This is a genomic window from uncultured Algibacter sp. (assembly GCF_947487575.1).
Lineage (GTDB): Bacteria > Bacteroidota > Bacteroidia > Flavobacteriales > Flavobacteriaceae > Algibacter_B.
Map to the genome: position 1 here is coordinate 123,884 of NZ_CANKXG010000001.1, position 22,841 is coordinate 146,724.

Below are 22,841 nucleotides of genomic sequence, written 5' to 3' on the forward strand. Positions count from 1 at the left end.
AAAGCTAAAAGCCAAATGGAACATTGCTAATTCAACAGAACGTAAACTATTACAAAATGGCAGTAGAAGTAAAAGAATTACTTGAAGCAGGTGTACACTTTGGACACCTTACACGTAAGTGGGATCCAAACATGGCACCTTACGTATATATGGAGCGTAACGGCATTCATATTATAAACCTTTACAAAACAGCGGCTAAAATTGATGAAGCCGGAGCAGCACTTGCTAAAATTGCTGCTTCTGGACGTAAAATTTTATTCGTTGCAACAAAAAAACAAGCAAAAGATATTGTATCTGAAAAAGCTACAGAAATTAACATGCCTTACATCACAGAAAGATGGCCAGGTGGTATGTTAACTAACTTTGTTACTATTAGAAAAGCAGTTAAAAAAATGGCTTCTATTGATAGAATGAAGAAAGATGGTACGTTCATGACATTATCTAAAAAAGAGCGTTTACAAGTTGATCGTTTAAGAGCTAAGTTAGAGAAAAACTTAGGTTCTATTTCAGATATGACACGTTTACCAGGTGCTTTATTTGTTGTAGATATTAAGCGTGAGCATATCGCGATTAAAGAAGCACAGAAATTAAACATTCCAATTTTTGCAATGGTAGATACCAACTCTGATCCACGTCAGGTTGATTATGTTATCCCTGCAAATGACGATGCTTCTAAATCAATAGATAAAATCTTAACGCATGTAGCATCTGCAGTATCTGGTGGATTAGCTGAACGTAAAGCTGAAAAAGAAGCTGCTGCTGCTCCTAAAGAGGAAGCTCCAAAAGCTAAAAAAGAAGCAAAAACTGAAGCAGTAGTTGAAAAATCTACTCCTAAAGCTAAAGCTGCACCTGCTAAAAAAGCTGTTGCGGAAGAAGAAGAATAAAAAAACTTAATACAACATTATAAAGTCGTTTGATTCTTTTCTTTGTTGAATAAATTGAACGACTTTTTTAAATTATAATCATTATGAGTACTACAGTAAAAATTACAGCCGCTGAAGTAAATAAATTAAGACAAGCAACTGGTGCAGGTATGATGGACTGCAAAAAAGCTTTAGTTGAAGCTGAAGGTGATTTTGATAAAGCTATTGACGTTCTTCGTAAAAAAGGACAAAAAGTAGCTGAAAAAAGAGCTGACAGAGATTCTTCTGAAGGTGCTGCTATTTCAAAAATTAATGCAGACCAAACTGAAGGTGTTGCTATAGTTCTAGGATGTGAAACAGACTTTGTTGGTAAAAACGAAAACTTTTTAGCATTAGCAAGTCAATTAGGAGATATTGCACTTAACACAAATTCTAAAGATGAATTTTTAGCTGCTGATTTTGGAGGTATGACTGTTGCTGAAAAATTAGTTGAGCAAACAGGTGTTATTGGTGAAAAACTTGAAATCACAGCTTTTGAAAAATTAGAAGCAGCTTATGTTGGTTCTTATGTTCACATTAACAAGATTGCTGCTTTAGTAGGGTTATCTGCTAAAGTTGATAATGCTGATGTTTTAGTTAAAGATGTAGCAATGCAAGTAGCTTCTATGGGAGCAACTTCGTTATCATACAAAGATTTTGACCCTGCTTTTGTAGCATCAGAAACTGAAGCTAGAATTGCTGTTATTGAAAAAGACAATATTGAATTAGGACGTTTAGGCAAAACACTTAAAAATGTTCCTAAATATATTTCTATGGCTCAATTAACTCCTGAAGTTATTGCTGAAGCTGAAGAAGCTGCTAAAGCTGAATTAAAAGCTGAAGGTAAACCAGAACAAATCTGGGACAGAATTTTACCTGGAAAAATGGAACGTTTTATTTCTGATAACACAACTTTAGATCAAGAGCAATGTCTTTTAGATCAAAAATTCATCAAAGATGAAAAGAAAACTGTTGCAGAATATGTTTCTACTTACGGTGAAGTTGAAATTGCAGGTTTCAAACGCGCTACAGTAGGATAATTTTTTATGCGACACGTACTAGACTTTTTTAAGTAAAGCGAAAATCCAATAAAAATTCAAACCACTATTCTAAATTAGAGTAGTGGTTTTTTTATTCTAAAATTCGAGTTTCATAAAATTCAAAAAATAAAAAAAATGTGTAGCTTTGCTAAACTTCAAATTTAAATGAAATACAAAAGAATACTACTGAAATTATCTGGTGAAGCCCTAATGGGAGAGCGCCAATATGGTATTGACCCTAACCGATTAGCAGAATATGCAGAAGACATTAAAACCATTACCAGTAAAGGTATTGAGGTTGCCATAGTGATTGGTGGCGGAAATATTTTTAGAGGTGTTGCCGGAGCTAGTAAAGGTATGGATCGGGTGCAAGGTGACCACATGGGTATGCTTGCAACGGTTATTAATGGTTTGGCTTTACAAGGCGCTTTAGAAGATGCTGAGATACCTACTAGACTACAAACTGCTATAAAAATCAATGAGGTTGCTGAACCGTTTATAAGAAGAAAAGCAATGCGACACCTTGAAAAAGGACGTGTAGTTATTTTTGGTGGTGGCACTGGAAATCCTTATTTTACTACAGATTCTGCAGCTGTTTTACGAGCTATAGAAATTGAGGCTGATGTGATTTTAAAAGGAACACGTGTAGATGGTATTTATAATGCCGACCCAGAAAAAGATACTAGTGCTGTTAAATTTAATTCTATTTCTTTTGATGATGTTTTGAGAAAAGGCTTAAAAGTTATGGATACTACAGCATTTACATTAAGTCAAGAAAACAAATTACCAATTATTGTTTTTGATATGAATAAAAAAGGAAACTTACTTAAAGTTATTTCTGGAGAAAATATTGGTACCGTTGTAAACGTATAATAATTGGCGTAGTTTTTGAACAAGTATATATAATTTGAAAAAAGTTTAAAACAATGAACGAAGACATACAATTTATATTAGATAGCACAAAAGAAGCAATGGATAACGCTTTAGCGCATCTCAAAAAACAATTTTTAAACATTAGAGCTGGTAAAGCAAGCCCTGCAATGTTAGGAAGCGTAATGGTTGATTATTATGGTACACAAACACCGCTTAGTCAAGTAGCAAATGTAAATACACCCGATGGTAGAACGATTACTGTTCAACCTTGGGAGAAAAGCATGCTACAAGAAATAGAGCGTGGTATAGCTTATGCAAATCTTGGATTTAACCCAATGAATAATGGAGAAACTATTATTATTAATGTGCCACCATTAACAGAAGAGCGCCGTAAAGACCTTGCAAAACAAGCTAAGGCTGAAGCAGAAGATGCTAAAGTAAGTATCAGGTCTGCGCGTAAAGATGCTATGAATGACATTAAAAAGAATGACGATGTATCGGAAGATTTAAAGAAAAATGCCGAAATAGATGTGCAGCAAATAACAGACAATCACGTTAAAATTGTAGACGATCTATATGATAATAAGGAAAAAGAAATCATGACCGTATAGTAACAATTTAACTTTTTTTAAAACCGTCATAAAGACGGTTTTTTTTATTTCAAAATTACAAACCTAATAATTACTAATTATTAGGTTTATTCTATTTGTTAACTGGTATTATCACTGTTTTTTCTACCTTTGCCAATTCTTTAGCTAAAGCATGTTTAAACTTTTTACAAAAGATTTTTGGGACGTTACAGCAAGATTGATTTTACGAAATAAAATTGTAATTCTTGTTGGTATTGTAATTGCTACTTTTCTTTTTGCGCAGAAATGGGAAAACATGCGTTTTACCTATACTGAAGCTAATCTATTGCCTGATGATCATGAAGTAAATATCATCTACAATGATTTTTTAGAAACCTTTGGTGAGGAAGGTAATCTTATTATACTTGGTATAAAAGACACAACTTTATTTACTGTAGAGAAGTTAAATGCGTGGAATAAACTTTCGGAAAATTTTAAAAAAAATGACGCTGTAGAAACAGTTGTTTCGATAAAAGACCTTCAAAAGCTTTTAAAAAACACTAAAAATAAGAAGTTCGATTTAGTACCTTTTATTAAAGATTCTATAACATCTATAGCTCAAATTGAAACCTTGCAAACAGAGCTTTTTAAAAAGTATCCATTTTATGATAATTTCTTGTTTAATAAAGAAACCAAAACAATAAGAACTGCTATATACATTAACAAAGCCATTGTAAATACATCGGCAAGGAAAGATTTTGTTGTTAAGGTACTACTTCCAGAGATTGAAACTTTTGAAACCAAAAATAACTTAGATGTTAGAATATCTGGAATGCCCTATATAAGAACACTAAATTCTCAAAACATTATTGATGAAATTGGTAAATTTATTATAGCTGCATTATTGGTTACATCCGTGATTTTCTTTTTCTTTTTCAGGTCATTTAGAGCCACATTAATTTCGCTAGTTGTTGTTTGCATTGGTGTTATGTGGACTCTTGGAATTATTGGTTTATTAAATTATGAAATTACAGTATTAACCGCATTAATCCCTCCTTTAATAATTGTTATTGGGATACCCAATTGTATTTTTCTAATTAATAAATATCAACATGAAGTAAAGTTACACGGTAATAAAGTAAAATCTTTACAGCGCGTTATTACAAAAATTGGTAACGCTACCTTAATGACAAATGTTACTACTGCTTCTGGTTTCGCAACTTTCATTCTAACTGAAAGTAAACTTTTAAAGGAGTTTGGTGTTGTAGCATCGTTAAGCATTTTAGCTATTTTTATTCTGTGTTTACTCATAATTCCTATCATTTATAGTTTTATGCCTTACCCGAAGGACCGTCACCTAGAACACTTAAACAAGCGTTGGATTGGTGGTTTTGTAAATTGGATGGAGCGTATGGTAAAGCAAGAGCGAATTGCCATTTATATTACCTCGATCGTTTTACTAGTAGTAAGTATTATTGGTATTTATCAAATAAAAATCTCAGGGAGTTTAATTGAAGATATGCCTCAAGAATCGGAATTTGTGAATGATATTCGGTTTTTTGAAGAAGAATTTAATGGTATCATGCCATTAGAAATTATGATAGATACCAAGCGTAAAAAAGGAGTTATGAAGCTATCTACCCTTAAACGTATGGATACACTTGAAGATTTAATTATTGAAACTCCAGAGCTATCAAAGCCTGTTTCAGTAGTTGGTTTAGTTAAATACTCCAAACAAGCGTATTATAACGGTAACACAAAGTACTATCAGCTACCTACTTCGCAAGAAAACAGCTTTATTTTATCTTACGCTAAAAACTCATCTTCAAATATCGATTTACTAAAAAACTTTGTAGATAGCACAGGGCAATATGCTCGCATCACTACTTTTATGAAGGATGTTGGTACCGATAAAATGGAACGTATTGAAGAAAATCTTCAGACCAAAATTGATAAAGTATTTCCTAAAGAACGTTATAATGTTATCATGACTGGAAAAGCATTATTATTTCAAAAAGGAACAAAATATTTAGTAAAAAACTTAGTAATATCTTTAAGCCTAGCCATACTATTAATTGCCTTGTTTATGGCATATATGTTTCGTTCTGGGCGAATGATTATCGTTTCTCTCATTCCAAACTTATTACCGCTTTTAGTAACAGCAGGTTTAATGGGTTATTTGGGTGTTCCTATAAAGCCCTCTACCATTTTAGTATTTAGTATTGCATTTGGTATTTCTGTTGATGATACCATTCATTTTTTAGCAAAATACAGGCAAGAACTGCAAGCAAACAACTGGAAAATTAAAGTGTCGGTTTATGGTGCTTTACGCGAAACAGGTGTAAGTATGTTTTATACTTCCATTGTTTTATTTTTCGGTTTCTCTGTATTTACAATTTCTAGTTTTGGAGGAACAGTTGCACTCGGTGCATTAGTCTCGGCCACATTACTATTTGCTATGTTATCCAACCTCTTGCTTTTACCTTCTTTATTACTATCTCTTGAACGAAGTATTGCTAACCAACAAGTACTTAGAAAGCCTTCAATAAATATTATTCCTGAAGAAGAAAATGATGATGATGAAGTCTAGATTAAAAACTTTAAGGTTTTGGTATTTGGCACTAATCATTTTTAATATTTACTTTAATTGCTATTGAGATTAATATTTGAAAATTTTATATTTACATTATAAAAATTTCAATATGCAATCAAAAACAGTTTCAGAATTATTATCGCAAGAAATTATCCTGCCAGAGGTGGAAATTAAAGGTTGGGTAAGAACTTTTAGAGCAAATCGTTTTATTGCTTTAAATGATGGTTCGACAATTAATAATATTCAATGTGTAGTTGATTTTGAAAACTTTGATGAATCCTTACTAAAAAGGATTACAACAGGAGCCGCTATGCATATAAAAGGAGAATTGGTTGAAAGCCAAGGTAAAGGGCAAAAAGTTGAAATAAAAGTTAGCGAATTAAATATCCTAGGAGATTCTGACCCTGAAACTTATCCCATTCAACCAAAAAAGCATTCTTTTGAATTTCTAAGAGAAAATGCACATCTGCGTACAAGAACAAATACGTTTAGCGCTGTAATGCGTTTACGTTCAGCACTCTCTTTTGCTATCCATAAATATTTTAATGAAAATGGATTTTATTACATGCATGCACCAATTATTACAGGAAGCGATGCTGAAGGTGCAGGTGAAATGTTTCAGGTTACAAATCTGGATACTAAAAACCCGCCTTTAAATGATCAAGGTAATATTGATTACTCTAAAGATTTCTTCGGAAAAGAAACCAATTTAACGGTTTCTGGACAGTTGGAAGCTGAAACCTATGCTATGTCTCTAGGTAAAGTGTATACATTTGGACCAACTTTTAGAGCCGAAAACTCTAATACTTCTCGTCATTTGGCAGAATTCTGGATGATTGAACCAGAAGTAGCTTTCATGGATTTAGCGGGAAATATGGATTTAGCTGAAGATTTTATGAAATCTGTTATTACGTTCGTTTTAGACAACAATCGTGAAGATTTAGAGTTTTTAGATAAACGCCTGCAAGATGAGGAAAAAAGAAAACCACAGGCAGAACGAAGTGAGATGACTTTAATAGAAAAATTAAACTTTGTAACAGACAACAATTTTAAACGCGTTAGTTACACTGAAGCTATTGATATTTTAAGAAACTCAAAACCTAATAAGAAAAAGAAATTCAAATATTTAATAAATGAATGGGGAACAGATTTACAAAGTGAGCATGAACGTTTCTTAGTTGAAAAACACTTTAAATGCCCTGTTATTTTGTTCGATTACCCTGCAAACATTAAAGCCTTTTACATGCGCTTAAATGAAGACGGCAAAACTGTTCGTGCCATGGATATTCTTTTTCCTGGTATAGGAGAAATAGTTGGTGGTGCACAACGTGAAGAACGATTAGATGTTTTAAAAGAAAGAATGGCAACTATAAATATTCCTGAAGAAGAACTTTGGTGGTATCTAGATTTGCGTAAGTTTGGTACCGCAGTACACTCAGGTTTTGGATTAGGATTTGAGCGTTTAGTCATGTTTGCCACAGGTATGGGTAACATTAGAGATGTTATTCCTTTCCCTAGAACCCCTCAAAATGCAGAATTTTAAAATAAAGTTTTAAAAAAGGTAAACTTGGTACAACTTTGGTATACTAATCCCTTTTTATATCTTTGATTAACAACCTGAATAAACCACATGCTTAAACAATATTTACAATTTAAATTATCTCAAAAACTATCCCCTCAGCAAATTCAATTAATGAAATTGATACAGCTGCCAACACAAGCTTTTGAGCAACGTTTAAAGCAAGAATTGGAGGAAAACCCAGCTTTAGAAGGTGGCAAAGAAGATAGTCAAGATGATTTAGATTCTGATTTTGATAACACTGACGACTTTGATGACAATGAATCTAATACCGAAGATATAAATATCGACGAGTATTTGAGTGATGATGAAGTACCTGATTACAGGACACAAGTGAATAATTACAGTACTGACGATGAAGAAAAAACCATGCCTTATGCAGCTGGAACATCATTCACACAGCATTTGGTCAATCAATTAAATACTTATAGGCTATCTGATGAGGAACGAGATATTGCGGAATTTTTAGTAGGGAGTGTAGGCGAAAGCGGTTATATAAGACGTGAATTAAGTGATATTGTAGACGATTTAGCGTTTACGCAAAGTGTTTATACTAACGAAGAACAAGTTGGAAAAGTTTTAAAAATTGTACATCAATTAGATCCTGCGGGAGTGGGTGCTAGAAATCTACAGGAGTGTTTAAGCATTCAATTGCACAGAAAAGAAAAAACAGTAGATACTGAATTAGCGATTAATATTATTGACAATGCTTTTGATCAATTTACTAAAAAGCATTATAAAAAATTACTACATAAGTTTAATATTTCTGAAAATCAACTCAAAAATGCTATAACTGAAATTGAACATTTAAACCCTAAACCTGGTGGTTCTTATGCTGGAAATAACAGAATTGTTGAGCATGTAGTTCCAGATTTTGCTATTAAAATTATTGATGGTGAATTAGAATTGACACTAAATGGAAGAAACGCACCAGAACTTCATGTATCAAGAGAATACAACAATATGCTTAAGGGGTATAAAGATGCTAAAGACAAATCAAAGTCTCAAAAAGATGCTGTTATTTTTATTAAACAAAAACTAGATGCAGCAAAATGGTTTATTGAAGCTATAAAACAACGTCAGCAAACTTTATTTGTAACTATGAGTGCCATTATGCATTACCAAAAAGATTATTTTCTAACTGGTGATGAGCGCAACTTAAAACCAATGATTCTTAAAGATATTGCCGATGAAATAAAAATGGATGTTTCAACAGTATCTAGAGTTGCAAATAGTAAATATGTGGATACACCATACGGAACTAAGCTAATTAAAGAATTCTTTTCCGAATCTATGAAAAATGACCAAGGAGAAGATGTATCAACAAGAGAAATTAAGAAAATACTTGAAACCGTAATTGAAGAAGAAAACAAGAAAAAGCCTTTAACTGACGAAAATTTAGCATCAATTTTAAAAGAAAAAGGATATCCTATTGCTCGTCGAACAGTTGCAAAATATAGAGAACAACTAGATATACCTGTAGCCCGATTACGTAAAAAAATATAATGGATAAACTATTAAAGAGTATCTCATATATTTTTCATCCATTAATAATGCCTCTTCTTGGTGTTATTTTTTACTTTTCAAAATCTCCACGTTATGTCCCAATTGAAATTATTCATGCGAAAATAGTATCACTTTTAATATTAACCATAATACTTCCTGTTTTACTCTATTTATTATTAAAAACAATTGGACTAGTTAAGACCATTAATTTAGAAACCAGTAAAGAACGCATTTACCCCTTACTGCTTAATGGAATTGTTTTATTAATAGTATTGCAACGCATATTAACACCCTCACAGTCTATTGAACTTTATTTTTTCTTTTTAGGTATTCTTGTATCGAACTTTACTTGTTTATTTCTTGCAATAATGAAATTTAAAGCCAGTATCCACATGATAGCTATATCTGGAATCTTTATGTTTTTCATTGCGCTTAGTATCCATTTTAGTATTAATATAAATGGAACATTAGCATTAGTGTCTGTAATAATGGGAGCTATTGCGACCTCAAGAATTCACCTAAAGGCACATTCGTATATAGAATTAATAATAGGGGTGTTTATTGGCGTTATTCCACAATTAATATTGGTAACTTATTGGTTATAAAATATAGAACATTAGCCCTACTTTAACCTCGTTAATTTCTAAATTACCTCCATTTAGCTGGGTATCTTTAGAGAAAACTGGATTTAGTGCATAATACATATATATATTCCAAGTATTATACCCAGCACTTAATGTTAAACCATATTGAAACTTATTAAAATCTTTATTATCAGTGTAACTTAAATTCCCTAAATCTCCCTGGTATTGTGTTGTATTAGAAAACACACACCCAAACTTAAAACCCGTATAAATACGCCAAAAATTATAGTTGGTTGGGGTTGAAGTACGCCATCTAAACTCTATAGGAACCTCCAATAAATGATTAGAATATTTATTTTTTGAAAATGAATTGCTATCATCTAATACAGTATACTCAAAATCACCTACATTATTTTTATTAATAAGTATATTTTGAATAAAAGAATTAGCTGAATATCCTAGCCCAATACCAATGGCAACATTTCTTTTTTTATTTAAAGGAATATCTTTAATAATTCCTAAATGAAAACCTAGCGAGAATCCATTCTGACTAACATCTTTAGGCTTATTAACTAATAAATTATATGTAACACCAGCATAAAACTGATCTTCTTTATAAAGTGAATCTACATCTTTAACTACAGTTTCTTGAGCAAAACCAAATAAAATACCAGATAAAGAAAACAATATAAAAAATAGAAATTTCATCTAAAACTAATATTAGTAGGAGTTTATTATTATAACCTGACAATACTAATTAAAATTGTAAAGGTTTTTAAAAAATTAAAAGGCGTTTTGAAAAATCAAAACGCCCTTATATAAAATTAAGTATAATAAAATTAATCTCTTCCAAACACACTACCCTTTTTAGTAGTATAATTAATTTTAAGAGCATTAACTTTACGGAGTTCTTGCTTAATATCACCTATTAAGCCCATATTAGCATCACTGTCTACCTTTAAAGCAGTTGTTAAAAATGGAATTAATTCTTCACGCTTTGAAGCGCGCTCTGCAGCAATAAAAGAAGCAATTTCATTAACGTCGGCAAAATTATCATTTAATTGAATTTTTGCTTCTGTTCCATATTGCTTATAATTTGAACTTGGTTTACCTGCATATATATACATTACCAAATCTTTTTTATCAAGTTTTTCAACTTGATCTGCGAATGGTAAATTATTATCAATCTTTAAGGTATTTTGCCTCATTACTGTGGCTACCATAAAAAAGAATAATAACATAAATACAATATCTGGTAACGATGCCGTATTAACTGCAGGCATATCACCACTTTTTTTCTTATTAAATTTAGACATATTTATAAATGTTAAATTTTAATCTATTGAACTTCTGAAAGCTTTTGAGGATAGTCAAGTTTTATTTTATCTATCTTCTCCTTTAACTTCTCTTTATTACCTGGCCAATTTACATCTTTGTAGTTGGCTTGCATTTCAGTAAATGACTTCCCATATAAACTTTGAGCTCTGGCATCTCTTAACTCATTATATGCTGCTACTAATTCATTCTGTACGGCTATATATTGTTTATAAGATGTTTCGCGTTCATTCTTTAAAGAAATAATAGCTTTATCTGGATTATCAGATGATGAAGGATCTTTCTTCCCTCTACAATAATCACAAGACTTATCGCCACCATTGTCCAAAAACTCTTTGGCTGCTGCTCTTAAATCTTTAGGTTCCATGATATTATCTTCAACAAGTAATTGATCTTTACCATTTAATAACACAGTAAAAATATTTTTTTGTTTAATTATAACATCCTCATCAGATTCTTCCATTGGAGGTAGTTTTCGGTTAATTCCCGAATCCGTCTCAATGGTTGTTGTTACTAAGAAAAATATTAATAATAAAAAAGCAATGTCGGCCATTGAGCCTGCATTAACTTCTGGTGCTGCTCTTTTTGCCATAACTTATTTATTTAAGATTTTTTTTAATCCACCTAATAGCATAGATCCAATTGCTAGAATAGCTAATGCATAAAAAGCATACAATCCAGCTCCTACCATCTTTGATGTTCCTTCATTTACATCTAAACCTTTATCTGTAAAAGGTGTTAAATCTAAATCTGCCCCAGATGACATAGCGTAAGATATCAATACTATTCCTGCAAATGCACCAACAGTTAATAATGTCTTCTTAATATCTCCGGCAAACAATCCTTTTAGTACAAATATTAGTACCAATGCTATTACTATTCCTAGTACTGCATAGGCAACATATAGTAAGTTTCCACTCATACTTAAAGCTGAGTCATCATCACCTGCTATAATTACCATCACAATAATTGCTCCAATTATAGCGAGCGCAAATGCAACTATTTTTAAAATTTTATGTAAACCCATTTTTTTAGTTTTTAAATTATATTACTTTTTGTGTCTAATTAATAGGTCCATTAACGTAATAGAAGCATCTTCCATGTTGTTAACAATACTATCAATCTTAGCAATAATATAATTGTAAAAAATTTGAAGTATAATGGCTACTACTAAACCAAATACCGTTGTTAAAAGTGCTACTTTAATACCACCTGCAACAAGTGACGGTTGCATATCTCCAGCAGCTTCAATTTTATCAAAAGCTTGAATCATACCTATTACCGTACCCATGAAACCAAGCATTGGCGCCAGTGCTATAAATAACGAAATCCATGATACGTTTTTCTCTAATTGTCCCATTTGAACTCCCCCATAAGCTACAACAGCTTTTTCCGCAGCTTCTAAGCCTTCATCAGTTCTATCTAAACCTTGATAGTAAATCGATGCAATTGGTCCTTTTGTATTTCTACAAACTTCTTTCGCTGCTTCAACACCACCTGAAGCCAAAGCATCTTCAACAGATTGAGATAATTTTTTTGTGTTGGTAGTAGAAAGGTTTAAAAAGATAATTCTTTCTATAGCAATTGCTAATCCTAGAATTAAACATAATAATACAATACCCATAAATCCGGCACCTCCTTCAATAAAACGTTTCTTTAATTCTTGATGAAACCCAAGTTCTTCGGCAGGAGCCTCTTCTTGTGTCATTGTTGTAACTGTTGTTACAGCTGTACTAGTGTTTGCAATTGTAGTTGCATTAGCAGTTCCGAATGCCACCATTAAGGTTAAGGCAAGGATAGAAAATAATCTTTTCATGTTCACGATCTTAATTTTATTAGTTAAAGTGTTAAAGATATAAAAAAAAAGCAATTAAAAGTAAAAAAATATCAGCAGAGAGGAAGGGATTCGAACCCTCGATACCCTTTTGAGATATACACGCTTTCCAAGCGTGCGCCTTAAGCCACTCGGCCACCTCTCTAAATTTCATTATACTTAATTACAGGGGGTCAAATAACAAAAAAAACTTTGAAGACTAAAATTTTTTAGACTATTTTTAACTCAATTCTCCTCTTAAAGACATTTCATATTTGATTTTGAATGTGTTATGAGATATATTTTGACCTAACAAATACATTAATTTTGCCACAGCGGACTCTGTAGTCATATCTTTTCCTGAAATTACTCCTATTTTTTTCAACTCACTACTCGTTTCATAATGCCCCATCATAACACTTCCTCCTGTACATTGTGTAATATTGATAATGTATATTCCTTTTAAAATAGCTTGCCTTAATAAATCAATAAACCATTTTTCTGTAGTACAATTTCCAGTACCAAATGTTTCAATAATTATGGCTTTTAAATTTAAAATATTAACAACACTTTCTAAAACTTCTTTTTTAATCCCTGGAAATAGTTTAATAATAGCTATGTTTTCATCTAGGTTCTTATTGACTTTAAAAAATTTTCTCAGGTTTGGTTTAAATAAATATTCATCATTAATTTTTAGATGTACTCCAGATTCAGCCAAATCAGGATAATTTGAAGACACAAAAGCTTGAAAATGTTCTGCATTAAGTTTGGTTGTCCTATTTCCTCGATAAAGCTTATATTCAAAATACAAACACACTTCTTTAATTACAGGTTTACCTTTCTTTTGCATTGAAGCAACTTGAATAGATGTTATTAAATTTTCTTTAGCGTCTGTTCGTAAATCTCCTATAGGAAGTTGAGACCCAGTAAAAATCACTGGCTTTGCCAAGTTTTCTAACATAAAACTTAACATTGAAGCCGAATAACTCATAGTATCACTTCCATGAAGCACAACAAAACCATCAAACTTACTATAATTAGACTCTATAATTTCTGCTATTTGCAACCAATACTTCGGTTTCATATTGCTTGAATCGATAGGGGTTTTTAAAGAAACTGTATCTATCTTACAATCTAATAATTGCAATTCAGGAATTCTATCTAATAGATTTTTAAAATTAAAGGTTTTCAAAGACCCTGTTTTAAAATCTTTTACCATACCTATAGTACCGCCAGTATATAGGAGAAGTATTTTTACTTTAGATTTAGTCATCTGAATTAAATTTTAAAAATAGTTTTAGAGTTATTTGTTGTTATTTCAGCAATGTTTTCTTGAGAGACATTATATATGCCTGATAATTTTTCTAAAACCTTTATTATATACGCGCTTTCATTACGTTTTCCTCTATATGGTACTGGAGATAAATATGGAGCATCTGTTTCTAAAACCACATGTTTTAGGTCGATTTGATTTAAAAATTGATCAATTTTTCCATTTTTAAAAGTTGCAACTCCACCTATCCCTAATTTCATATTATATGAAATAGCTTGTTCAGCTTGTTCTAGTGTGCCTGTGAAGCAATGAAAAATACCAAACAAATTATCACTCTTTTCACTTTCTAAAACTTCAAAAATTTCATTAAAAGCCTCTCTACAATGAATTACAATCGGTAAATTATATTTTTTTGCTAATTGTATTTGATATTTAAAGGCTTCTTTCTGAATATTTAAGGTTGACTTATCCCAATACAAATCAATTCCAATTTCACCTACAGCATAAAATTTTCGCTTAGCTAGCATCTCCTCGACATGATTTAATTCTTCCCTAAAATTTTCTTTTACATGTGTTGGGTGCAATCCCATCATTAAAAAAACATGTTTAGGAAAATCCTTTTCAAGCTGAAACATTACTTCTGTATATGTTGAATCTATAGCTGGGATAAAAAATCGAGAAACACCTTGTTTAAGAGCCCGATTAATTACCTCGTCTCTATCTTCATCAAAAGCTTCACTATATAAATGTGTATGTGTATCTGTTATTATCAAAATCAATGTTTTATAGTATCCTAGTTCTGTAAAAATAATTGTTTTTATAGGATTATATTTGTTTTAAATTAATTAGATAAAGATGCTTAAAGAATTTCTTGAGAAAAAAGGGTATACCAAAATAAAATTGCACCTCACTAAAACAAATCATTTTGAAATAAAAGCTACTATAAATGGTAAGAAAGGGCTTTTTATTTTAGATACTGGTGCATCAAATTCTTGCGTTGGGTTTGAAGGTATTGAAACCTTTAAGCTAAAAGCTGAGGACTCTAAAATTAAAGCCGCTGGGGCTGGAGCTACGGACATGGATACACAAACATCCAAAAAAAATAAACTTAAAATTGGAAAATGGAGTAGTAACAAAGTTGTTTTAGTTTTGTTTGATCTTACACATGTAAATACGGCACTCATCAACCATAATTCTAAACCTGTTGATGGTATTATTGGTGCAGATATTTTAAAAAAAGCGAAAGCCGTAATAGATTATGAAAAGAAATATCTATATTTAAAGTTATAAATTTTTAGCAAATAAATTCTCTCTCTTAAACAAAATGAATACATCTATTGTTATAGCTGACGATCACCCGTTAATGTTACGCGGTTTAACCGATTTTCTGACCTCAAAAAGTTATAATATTATTGGGAGTGCTACAGACGGAAATGCTGCTTACAATCTTATTGTTAAACTAAAGCCAGACTTAGCTATTCTTGATATTAGAATGCCTTACAAAACAGGATTAGAAATTGCCGAAGCTTGTAAAAAGAATAATCTTAATACTAAAGTGATTCTTATAACTTTTGATAAAGAAGAAGACGTTTATGACCAAGCCTTAGAATTTGGTGTTTTTGGTTATATATTAAAAGAGTTTGCTGTTGAAGAAATTGAGACTTGTATTAGTCAAGTTGTTAGTGGTAAGCCTTATTTTAGTGAAGAAATTGCGTCTTACTTAAAAGCTAGTACTTTAGATAAAAAACCTGAGTCCCTGGAATCTCTTACAAAGTCTGAATTAAAAATTGTAAAACTTATTTCTGAGAATAAAACAAGCCAAGATATTGCTAATGAACTATCCATTTCTATTAGAACGGTAGACAAACATCGTAGCAATATTGTACAGAAATTAGAATTAGACAACAAACCAACTTCTCTATCTATTTGGTCTACTTTAAATAAAGATTTTTTAAGCTAAATGTAAAATACGTAGAAGTGCGTATTTTTTATATAAATAATATAACTTATCTTTACAGTGCTATTAATTAGTTCTTAGGGAGAATTAAAGAAAGCTCTAAATTGTAATGATTTAGAGCTTTCACTTTTTATAACACCAAATGAATATAAAAAATACGTAGAAGTGCTTATTTTTTTTATCACTAATCCACACTACATTTACAGTGCTATTAATTAATTCTTTTGAGAGAGAATTTTTTAGATACTCTGCACTGTAATAGTGCAGAGTTTTTAAATCAAAAAAAATCAAACAAATGCTTAAGACTCAAATGGAAAAAGAGAATAATATTCTTAATAAATATTTTGTAATAGGATTAACTGTTTTAGTTGTAATAGTTATTACCGTAAATATTGTTATGTGTTTTAGTTAGTTTAGTTAGTCTAGTCCCATTTACCAAAACTAAAAAAGGGTGCTACATAATTTATGTAACACCCTTTTTTATAATACCTAATTAAAATTACAGTTCTAAAGCCTTTTTAACATCATTATTCATCAATAATTCTATCGGATTTTCCAATGCTTCTTTAACAGCAACTAAAAAGCCAACACTTTCTTTCCCATCAATAATTCTGTGATCATAAGATAAAGCAACATACATTATTGGGCGAATCACAACCTGTCCATCAACAGCAATAGGACGCTCAACAATATTATGCATTCCTAAAATACCACTTTGAGGCGGGTTAATTATTGGCGTAGATAACATACTGCCAAAAACACCGCCGTTAGTAATTGTAAACGTACCACCAGTCATTTCATCAACAGTAATTTGACCATCTCTTGCACGGAGGGCTAATCGTTTTACTTCTGATTCAACGCCTCTAAAGCTTAAATTTTCAGCATTTCTAATTACAGGTACCATTAATCCTTTTGGACCAGAAACGGCAATACTAATATCACAAAAATCATAAGATAACATTTCTTTACCATCCATCATTGAATTCACTGCTGGATACATTTCTAATGCTCTAACCACAGCTAATGTAAAAAAGCTCATAAACCCTAAACTTACTCCATGCTTAGTTTTAAAAATTTCTTTATATTCTGAACGCAATGCAAAAATAGGAGACATATCAACCTCGTTAAAAGTAGTTAACATGGCCGTTGTATTTTTCACCTCAACTAAACGTTCTGCTACTTTTCTGCGTAACATAGACATTTTACTTCTAGAAGTACCTCTACTACCTCCCGCCGGCGTTCCCATTGAAGGCACAGCATTTACAGCATCATCTTTAGTTACTCGACCAGCTTTTCCTGTTCCTTTAACCGTTGTAGCATCTATTCCTTTTTCGGCTAGTACTTTTTTAGCAGCAGGACTTGCAGAACCTGTTGCATAAGTTTTAGTTTCAGTTACTTTCGGTGTCTCAACTTTTGGAATTTCAACTTTAGTTTCGGCTTTTGGCACATCACCTCCTGCTGGCTTCTCTACACTTGTATCAATTAAACAAACAACTGCTCCAACGTCAACAGCATCCCCTTCTTCCGCTTTAAGCGTAATAGTTCCGCTAGCTTCAGCTGGTAATTCTAATGTTGCCTTGTCACTATCTACTTCAGCTATAGCTTGGTCCTTTTCAACATAATCACCATCTTCAATTAACCACGTTGCTATTTCTACTTCTGTAATAGATTCGCCTGGAGAAGGCACTTTCATTTCTAAAATCATTCTTTATAATTTTAATTGTATATGAATTTTATTCTTTTCTTTTAATTTCCAAAAACTTGATTAATCACACCACGTTGTCTTCTTTTATCTCTAGTACTTGATCCTGGTGCTGGCACAGAACTATATGGACGTGAAGCTACTTCAAGTTTTACTAAATCCATGCGCTGAGCCATATGACTCCAAGCTCCCATGTTTTTTGGTTCTTCTTGCGCCCAAACATAATTCTCAACATTTTGATATTTATCAATAACATTTTGAATTTTTTCTAAATGAAGCGGGAATAATTGCTCTATTCTTACTAATGCAACATCATTACGCCCAAGATCTTCTCTTTCAGCTAATAAGTCATAATAAAATTTACCTGTACAGAACACTAACTTTTTAACGTTTGTAGGCTTTATAGTATCATCAATGATTTCTTCAAATTGACCTGACGCCAATTCTTTTAAACTAGATACTGCTTTAGGATGACGCAATAAACTTTTTGGAGTAAAAACTATTAAAGGTTTTCTATAATTGCGTTTCATTTGACGACGCAATAAATGAAACATATTTGCAGGTGTTGTACAATCTGCAACAATCATATTATCCTCACCACATAATTGCAAATAGCGTTCCATTCTTGCTGATGAATGTTCTGAACCTTGACCTTCATACCCATGAGGCAACAGGACTACAATTCCATTTTGGGCTTTCCATTTATCTTCGGCAGCCGATAAATATTGGTCGAATATAATTTGAGCACCATTACTAAAATCTCCAAATTGTGCTTCCCAAATAGTTAAGGTATTTGGGTTAGCCATAGCATACCCATAATCAAAACCAAGCACACCATATTCTGATAAGAATGAATTATAAATATCCATTTTACCTTTATTTTCTGGATTGGTATTTAATAAATTAATACGCTCTTCTGAAATTTCATCACGTAAAATAGCATGACGATGACTAAATGTACCGCGCTCTACGTCTTGCCCAGAAATACGCACATTAAAACCTTCTTCTAGTAAACTACCATATGCTAAAGTTTCAGCCATTCCCCAATCTAAAGTATCGGTTTCAAAAACCATTTTTTCTCGCCCAGCAAGAATTCTCACTGCTTTTCGCAAAAACTTTACACCTTCAGGAACTGTTGAAACTATCTTAGAAATACTTTCTAATTTATCTTTAGAATAAGAGGTGTCTTCAGATTTAAGCATCGAATCTATACCTTGACGTTCAAAATCAGTCCAACGCTCTTGCATAAACTCACGCACTTTAGATGACTTCGCTTTCTTAGATTTTGTGTATTCGCTTTCTAACGTGCCTTTAAAATTCGAAATAATTTTATCTACATGCGCTTGGTCAATAGTGTTTTCTGCTATTAGTTTATCGGCATAAATTTTAAACGGATTAGGGTGTTTTGCTATTTCTTTATATAATTTAGGTTGCGTAAATCGGGGTTCATCTCCTTCGTTATGACCATATTTTCTATAACCTAATAAATCTATATAAACATCTTTTTTATATCTCATTCTATACTCTAATGCCATTTCAACTGCATGAACAACAGCTTCTGCATCATCAGCATTTACGTGTAAAACTGGCGACAAAGTAACCTTTGCCACATCGGTACAATATGTACTAGATCTCGCATCTAGATAATTAGTTGTAAAACCTATTTGGTTATTTACAACAATATGCACAGTACCTCCTGTTTTGTATCCTGCTAATTGACTCATTTGCGCTACCTCATATGCAATACCTTGACCAGCAATAGCAGCATCGCCATGTACAACGATAGGTAATATTTTAGAATCATCACCTCCATACTCGCTATCAATTTTTGCTCGTGTAATACCTTCTGTAACTGGTGCTACCGTTTCTAAATGTGATGGATTTGGAACCAAATTCATCTTAATATTTTTTCCGTTTTGGTAAGTTTTATCAAGTGTTAGCCCTAAGTGATATTTAACATCACCATCAATATTTTCATCTTCAAAATCTTTTCCATCAAATTCGCTAAATAGCTCATTAACAGGTTTTCTAAAGATATTTACCAGTGTACTTAAGCGTCCACGGTGTGCCATTCCTAAAACGCATTCCTTTACACCATATTTTTCAACGGCATAAAAAAGCACATTACTAATTGCTGGAATTAAAGATTCTCCTCCTTCTAACGAAAAGCGTTTTTGCCCAACATACTTAGTTTGCAAAAAGTTTTCAAAAGTAACTGCTTGATTTAATTTTGAAAGAATATATTTTTTAGTATCAGTCGAAAAATTTGGCTGATTATCATTTTTATTTAATTGATCTTGCCACCATGCAATTACCTCAGGATTACGCAAATACATGTATTCTATACCAATAGAATTACAATATATGTTTTCTAAATGGTTAATAATTTCACGAAGTGTTTTTGCTCCAATACCTAAAATTTCTCCAGCATTAAAAACAGTACCTAAATCGTTTTCATGCAGTCCAAAATTTCCAATTTCTAAATCTGGCGTATAAGTACGACGGTCGCGAACTGGATTTGTTTTAGTAAACAAATGCCCACGCATTCTATAACCATCAATAAGTTTAACAACTTGAAATTCCTTTTGAACATGTTCAGGTATTTGAGTGGAAACACCTTCTATAATTTCGCCCTCTAAACCGTAATTATCATTACCAAAATCATAGCCTTGAAAAAAGGCTCTCCAACTTGGTTCGACTGAATCAGGGCTTTGTTGATATTGCTCGTATAAATCAGCGAAATATACTGTATGTGCTGCATTTAAAAATGAAAATTTATCCATTACTTTTTTTATACTATATCGATTTAGTATTTTTTTTGCCAAAAATACAACTTTTACGAAAAATAGATGTTTCTTTAACTATATTTATACCAACGTAATATGCGTTTAGCGAAAATGCTTAAATTCTTGTTATTTTTTTAACTATTTCTCATTCTCATGAATTTAATTCTTTCTATTATTAAAAAAGTTGCTCTTATTATAATTTTTATCACTTTTTGCTGCCAAAACAGCAACGCACAAGAGGTTAAAAATGATTTTTGGAATCATGTTCGCTTTGGCGGAGGGTTAGGTTTAAACTTTGGCGACGGTTTTTTTAGTGCAACTATGGCACCAAGTGGTATATATGAATTTGATAAAAATTTCTCACTTGGAATAGGTGCAAATTTTACTTTTAATAGTCTTAAAAACACCTATAAATCCACAATTTTAGGTGGAAGTATAATTGGACTTTTTGACCCCATTCAAGACATCCAAATTTCAGCAGAATTTGAACAACTTAATGTTAATAGACGCTACAATGTTAATTTAAATACTATAGATGAAAACTATTGGGTTCCTGCCTTATACCTTGGTGCAGGATACAGAAATGGAAACGTTACTTTTGGAGTTAGATATGATGTTTTATATGATACTAAAAAAAGCATTTATGCCGAGCCTTGGGCGCCTTTTGTTAGGTTCTATTTCTAGTTTATAAAGGCAAATAAGAATACCCCTGTTTAACATCTAATGCTAACTCCTCTAATGTTTTATCTTTTAAATTTTCTATTATTTTATTTCTTGAAGGGCTTAAAATAGCATGTAACGGGCAAGGCTTATCTTCATCACACTTTTCTAAACTTAACATACAACTAGTAAGTCTCTTTTCTCCATCAATAATGTTTAAAATTTTTATAACAGATTGATTTTTATTTTCTGTAGTTAAATAAAACCCTCCTTTAGGTCCTCGGGTTGATGAAATTATACTTTCCTTAACCAATTGCTGAAATAGTTTTGCAATGTATGCTTGAGGAACGTTTATAGGTTTTGCAATATCCTTAACCATAATTTTATGGTCTTCATTGGAGTGTAAAGCCAAATATAAGACTGCTTTAACCGCATATTTTGATGAATTTGAAAGCATCATCAAATTTACACATTTTCAACAAAAATAAAAAAGATAATTTCGTCTTAAATATGATTTTTATCATAAAATATTGTCTATTAACACAATAGCTTTGTTTTCTTAAAAACCATTTATAATGAAAACAACACTAAAACTATCAACTATTCTATTTGCCATTATACTTATGAGCTGTGGCGGGAAAGCAGAAAATAAAAAAGAAGGATTCTCTTACGATAAAAAAACACCAACAGAAACCCAAGTAAGTAATGCTGCTGAAAAAATTCCAGCCTCAAAAAAAGTAGATTTAAACAACAAGGGCATCGGTCCTATTACTAGTTTAGAATTGCCTTCTGAAATTAACCAAGCTATGGTAACTCATGGTGCAGACGTTTATAAAAAAATGTGTACAGCGTGCCATAGAACAGATAAAAAATTCATTGGACCAGCACCAGCAAACATATTAAAGCGAAGAACACCAGAATGGGTAATGAACATGATTCTAAACCCAGAACAAATGACAAAAGAGGACCCATTAGCTAAAGAATTATTGATGGAATTCAATGGAGCTCCTATGGCAAACCAGGGACTTTCAGAAGAGGATGCTAGAGCAGTATTAGAATATTTTAGAACCTTAAAATAATAAATCATGAAACTAATCAAAAACCTATTTCTTGTTTTTGCAATTGCAGTTTTTTTCTGCTCATGTAAAGATGCAAACAAAGACGTTACAACCACAAGTTCAGAAGTAAATACTGAAGCACTTTCTAAAGAGTCTGGTCAAGCTTTTATTAAAGATGATCTTGGCAAACCCACTGTTTTAAGTATTGCCATAGGCTCTAAAGATCACACTACACTAGTAGCCGCTGTTCAAGCAGCATCTTTAGAAAATGCCTTAGTAAATGCTGGACCATTAATGGTTTTCGCACCAACAAACGAAGCCTTTGTAGCATTGCCTGAAGGTACCGTTGAAAATTTATTGAAACCAGAAAACAAAAATGCTTTAGCAAATATTTTAAAATACCACGTTACTCCTGGAAACTATTCTAAAGATTTTTTAAAGAAGTTTAAAAAATTAGGGCAAGCTAACAATGACTATGTAAAAATAGAAGTTGTGGATGGCGAACCTATAATTGGTGGCGCAAAAATACTAGCAAGTATTAAAGCAGGAAATGGAATAGTTCATGTCATAGACAAAGTTCTATTACCACCTTCAGAATAATATATACATTA

At 31.9% G+C, this 22,841-nt stretch carries 23 protein-coding genes and 1 tRNA gene; 13 read left to right on the forward strand and 11 right to left on the reverse strand.

Translation table 11 applies throughout. The features are described 5' to 3' along the window. Positions 1-56 precede the first annotated feature (56 nt). The 8 genes from rpsB (at position 57) to Q0870_RS00520 (ending at position 9,667) form a co-directional block, all read left to right on the forward strand. A complete protein-coding gene (rpsB, locus tag Q0870_RS00485; RefSeq protein ID WP_298550105.1) occupies positions 57-884 on the forward strand; it encodes a 30S ribosomal protein S2 in 828 nt (275 codons plus the stop codon). A gap of 83 nt (positions 885-967) precedes the next feature. Next, a complete protein-coding gene (tsf, locus tag Q0870_RS00490; RefSeq protein WP_298550106.1) occupies positions 968-1,942 on the forward strand; it encodes a translation elongation factor Ts in 975 nt (324 codons plus the stop codon). A 165-nt stretch (positions 1,943-2,107) separates the two neighbouring features. Next, positions 2,108-2,815: a UMP kinase gene (pyrH, locus tag Q0870_RS00495; protein ID WP_298550107.1), complete on the forward strand. Its 708-nt coding sequence runs from the start codon at positions 2,108-2,110 to the stop codon at positions 2,813-2,815. Between the two features lie 53 nt (positions 2,816-2,868). Further along, positions 2,869-3,426: a ribosome recycling factor gene (frr, locus tag Q0870_RS00500; RefSeq protein ID WP_298550108.1), complete on the forward strand. Its 558-nt coding sequence runs from the start codon at positions 2,869-2,871 to the stop codon at positions 3,424-3,426. A gap of 151 nt (positions 3,427-3,577) precedes the next feature. Further along, positions 3,578-5,974: an efflux RND transporter permease subunit gene (locus Q0870_RS00505; RefSeq protein WP_298550109.1), complete on the forward strand. Its 2,397-nt coding sequence runs from the start codon at positions 3,578-3,580 to the stop codon at positions 5,972-5,974. A gap of 112 nt (positions 5,975-6,086) precedes the next feature. Next, positions 6,087-7,520: an asparagine--tRNA ligase gene (gene asnS / locus Q0870_RS00510; protein WP_298550110.1), complete on the forward strand. Its 1,434-nt coding sequence runs from the start codon at positions 6,087-6,089 to the stop codon at positions 7,518-7,520. Between the two features lie 87 nt (positions 7,521-7,607). After that, positions 7,608-9,062 (forward strand): RNA polymerase factor sigma-54, encoded by a 1,455-nt coding sequence (rpoN, locus tag Q0870_RS00515; RefSeq protein ID WP_298550112.1) that lies wholly within the window; start codon positions 7,608-7,610, stop codon positions 9,060-9,062. After that, positions 9,062-9,667 (forward strand): hypothetical protein, encoded by a 606-nt coding sequence (locus tag Q0870_RS00520; protein ID WP_298550113.1) that lies wholly within the window; start codon positions 9,062-9,064, stop codon positions 9,665-9,667. The genes rpoN and Q0870_RS00520 overlap by 1 nt, the downstream gene beginning before the upstream one ends. On the opposite strand, the gene Q0870_RS00525 is transcribed toward Q0870_RS00520, so the two are convergent. From Q0870_RS00525 to Q0870_RS00560, 8 genes are all read right to left on the reverse strand, one after another. Further along, entirely contained in the window at positions 9,662-10,354 is a 693-nt protein-coding gene (locus Q0870_RS00525) for a porin family protein (protein ID WP_298550114.1), read from the reverse strand. The genes Q0870_RS00520 and Q0870_RS00525 overlap by 6 nt on opposite strands. Before the next feature lie 131 nt (positions 10,355-10,485). Further along, the gene (locus Q0870_RS00530) at positions 10,486-10,962 is read right to left on the reverse strand and encodes a biopolymer transporter ExbD (RefSeq protein ID WP_298550115.1); all 477 of its coding nucleotides are present in this window, start codon (positions 10,960-10,962) and stop codon (positions 10,486-10,488) included. A 23-nt stretch (positions 10,963-10,985) separates the two neighbouring features. Beyond that, on the reverse strand, positions 10,986-11,573 hold the full coding sequence (locus Q0870_RS00535; protein WP_298550116.1) for a biopolymer transporter ExbD: 588 nt from the start codon (positions 11,571-11,573) through the stop codon (positions 10,986-10,988). A 3-nt stretch (positions 11,574-11,576) separates the two neighbouring features. Then, the gene (locus Q0870_RS00540; protein WP_298550117.1) at positions 11,577-12,008 is read right to left on the reverse strand and encodes a hypothetical protein; all 432 of its coding nucleotides are present in this window, start codon (positions 12,006-12,008) and stop codon (positions 11,577-11,579) included. A gap of 21 nt (positions 12,009-12,029) precedes the next feature. Beyond that, entirely contained in the window at positions 12,030-12,797 is a 768-nt protein-coding gene (locus Q0870_RS00545) for a MotA/TolQ/ExbB proton channel family protein (protein WP_298550118.1), read from the reverse strand. Between the two features lie 75 nt (positions 12,798-12,872). Beyond that, positions 12,873-12,960: transfer RNA gene (locus tag Q0870_RS00550), tRNA-Ser, on the reverse strand. 75 nt (positions 12,961-13,035) lie between these two features. Then, complete coding sequence (locus Q0870_RS00555; RefSeq protein WP_298550119.1) at positions 13,036-14,067, reverse strand: asparaginase; 1,032 nt, start codon at positions 14,065-14,067, stop codon at positions 13,036-13,038. 5 nt (positions 14,068-14,072) lie between these two features. Continuing rightward, entirely contained in the window at positions 14,073-14,840 is a 768-nt protein-coding gene (locus Q0870_RS00560; RefSeq protein WP_298550120.1) for a TatD family hydrolase, read from the reverse strand. Positions 14,841-14,922: 82 nt separating this feature from the next. Between Q0870_RS00560 and Q0870_RS00565 the strand changes: the two genes are divergently transcribed. Then, a complete protein-coding gene (locus Q0870_RS00565; RefSeq protein WP_298550121.1) occupies positions 14,923-15,357 on the forward strand; it encodes a retropepsin-like aspartic protease in 435 nt (144 codons plus the stop codon). A gap of 34 nt (positions 15,358-15,391) precedes the next feature. After that, a complete protein-coding gene (locus Q0870_RS00570; protein ID WP_298550122.1) occupies positions 15,392-16,027 on the forward strand; it encodes a response regulator transcription factor in 636 nt (211 codons plus the stop codon). A gap of 496 nt (positions 16,028-16,523) precedes the next feature. Here Q0870_RS00570 and odhB read toward each other — a convergent pair whose 3' ends face one another. Continuing rightward, complete coding sequence (gene odhB / locus Q0870_RS00575) at positions 16,524-17,729, reverse strand: 2-oxoglutarate dehydrogenase complex dihydrolipoyllysine-residue succinyltransferase (RefSeq protein WP_298550123.1); 1,206 nt, start codon at positions 17,727-17,729, stop codon at positions 16,524-16,526. A 41-nt stretch (positions 17,730-17,770) separates the two neighbouring features. Then, on the reverse strand, positions 17,771-20,509 hold the full coding sequence (locus tag Q0870_RS00580; protein ID WP_298550124.1) for a 2-oxoglutarate dehydrogenase E1 component: 2,739 nt from the start codon (positions 20,507-20,509) through the stop codon (positions 17,771-17,773). A 156-nt stretch (positions 20,510-20,665) separates the two neighbouring features. Here Q0870_RS00580 and Q0870_RS00585 point away from each other — a divergent pair, with 156 nt between their 5' ends. Then, positions 20,666-21,196 carry an alpha-ketoglutarate decarboxylase gene (locus Q0870_RS00585; RefSeq protein ID WP_298550125.1) on the forward strand — a complete coding sequence of 177 codons (531 nt, stop codon included), beginning with the start codon at positions 20,666-20,668 and terminating at the stop codon, positions 21,194-21,196. A gap of 1 nt (position 21,197) precedes the next feature. Here Q0870_RS00585 and Q0870_RS00590 read toward each other — a convergent pair whose 3' ends face one another. Then, a complete protein-coding gene (locus tag Q0870_RS00590; RefSeq protein ID WP_298550126.1) occupies positions 21,198-21,632 on the reverse strand; it encodes an Rrf2 family transcriptional regulator in 435 nt (144 codons plus the stop codon). 115 nt (positions 21,633-21,747) lie between these two features. On the opposite strand from Q0870_RS00590, the gene Q0870_RS00595 reads away from it, so the two are divergent. Next, positions 21,748-22,251 (forward strand): cytochrome c, encoded by a 504-nt coding sequence (locus Q0870_RS00595; protein ID WP_298550127.1) that lies wholly within the window; start codon positions 21,748-21,750, stop codon positions 22,249-22,251. 6 nt (positions 22,252-22,257) lie between these two features. After that, positions 22,258-22,830: a fasciclin domain-containing protein gene (locus Q0870_RS00600; protein WP_298550128.1), complete on the forward strand. Its 573-nt coding sequence runs from the start codon at positions 22,258-22,260 to the stop codon at positions 22,828-22,830. Positions 22,831-22,841 lie beyond the last annotated feature (11 nt).

Coding starts and splice junctions, on each gene's coding strand:
- tsf (WP_298550106.1), top strand. CDS start 968: ATGAGTACTACAGTAAAAATTACAGCCGCTGAAGTAAATAAATTAAGA.
- odhB (WP_298550123.1), bottom strand. CDS start 17,729: ATGATTTTAGAAATGAAAGTGCCTTCTCCAGGCGAATCTATTACAGAA.
- Q0870_RS00535 (WP_298550116.1), bottom strand. CDS start 11,573: ATGGCAAAAAGAGCAGCACCAGAAGTTAATGCAGGCTCAATGGCCGAC.
- frr (WP_298550108.1), top strand. CDS start 2,869: ATGAACGAAGACATACAATTTATATTAGATAGCACAAAAGAAGCAATG.
- Q0870_RS00570 (WP_298550122.1), top strand. CDS start 15,392: ATGAATACATCTATTGTTATAGCTGACGATCACCCGTTAATGTTACGC.
- Q0870_RS00585 (WP_298550125.1), top strand. CDS start 20,666: ATGAATTTAATTCTTTCTATTATTAAAAAAGTTGCTCTTATTATAATT.
- Q0870_RS00600 (WP_298550128.1), top strand. CDS start 22,258: ATGAAACTAATCAAAAACCTATTTCTTGTTTTTGCAATTGCAGTTTTT.
- asnS (WP_298550110.1), top strand. CDS start 6,087: ATGCAATCAAAAACAGTTTCAGAATTATTATCGCAAGAAATTATCCTG.
- Q0870_RS00565 (WP_298550121.1), top strand. CDS start 14,923: ATGCTTAAAGAATTTCTTGAGAAAAAAGGGTATACCAAAATAAAATTG.
- Q0870_RS00530 (WP_298550115.1), bottom strand. CDS start 10,962: ATGTCTAAATTTAATAAGAAAAAAAGTGGTGATATGCCTGCAGTTAAT.
- pyrH (WP_298550107.1), top strand. CDS start 2,108: ATGAAATACAAAAGAATACTACTGAAATTATCTGGTGAAGCCCTAATG.
- Q0870_RS00545 (WP_298550118.1), bottom strand. CDS start 12,797: ATGAAAAGATTATTTTCTATCCTTGCCTTAACCTTAATGGTGGCATTC.
- rpoN (WP_298550112.1), top strand. CDS start 7,608: ATGCTTAAACAATATTTACAATTTAAATTATCTCAAAAACTATCCCCT.
- rpsB (WP_298550105.1), top strand. CDS start 57: ATGGCAGTAGAAGTAAAAGAATTACTTGAAGCAGGTGTACACTTTGGA.
- Q0870_RS00555 (WP_298550119.1), bottom strand. CDS start 14,067: ATGACTAAATCTAAAGTAAAAATACTTCTCCTATATACTGGCGGTACT.
- Q0870_RS00580 (WP_298550124.1), bottom strand. CDS start 20,509: ATGGATAAATTTTCATTTTTAAATGCAGCACATACAGTATATTTCGCT.
- Q0870_RS00590 (WP_298550126.1), bottom strand. CDS start 21,632: ATGATGCTTTCAAATTCATCAAAATATGCGGTTAAAGCAGTCTTATAT.
- Q0870_RS00595 (WP_298550127.1), top strand. CDS start 21,748: ATGAAAACAACACTAAAACTATCAACTATTCTATTTGCCATTATACTT.
- Q0870_RS00525 (WP_298550114.1), bottom strand. CDS start 10,354: ATGAAATTTCTATTTTTTATATTGTTTTCTTTATCTGGTATTTTATTT.
- Q0870_RS00505 (WP_298550109.1), top strand. CDS start 3,578: ATGTTTAAACTTTTTACAAAAGATTTTTGGGACGTTACAGCAAGATTG.
- Q0870_RS00520 (WP_298550113.1), top strand. CDS start 9,062: ATGGATAAACTATTAAAGAGTATCTCATATATTTTTCATCCATTAATA.
- Q0870_RS00540 (WP_298550117.1), bottom strand. CDS start 12,008: ATGGGTTTACATAAAATTTTAAAAATAGTTGCATTTGCGCTCGCTATA.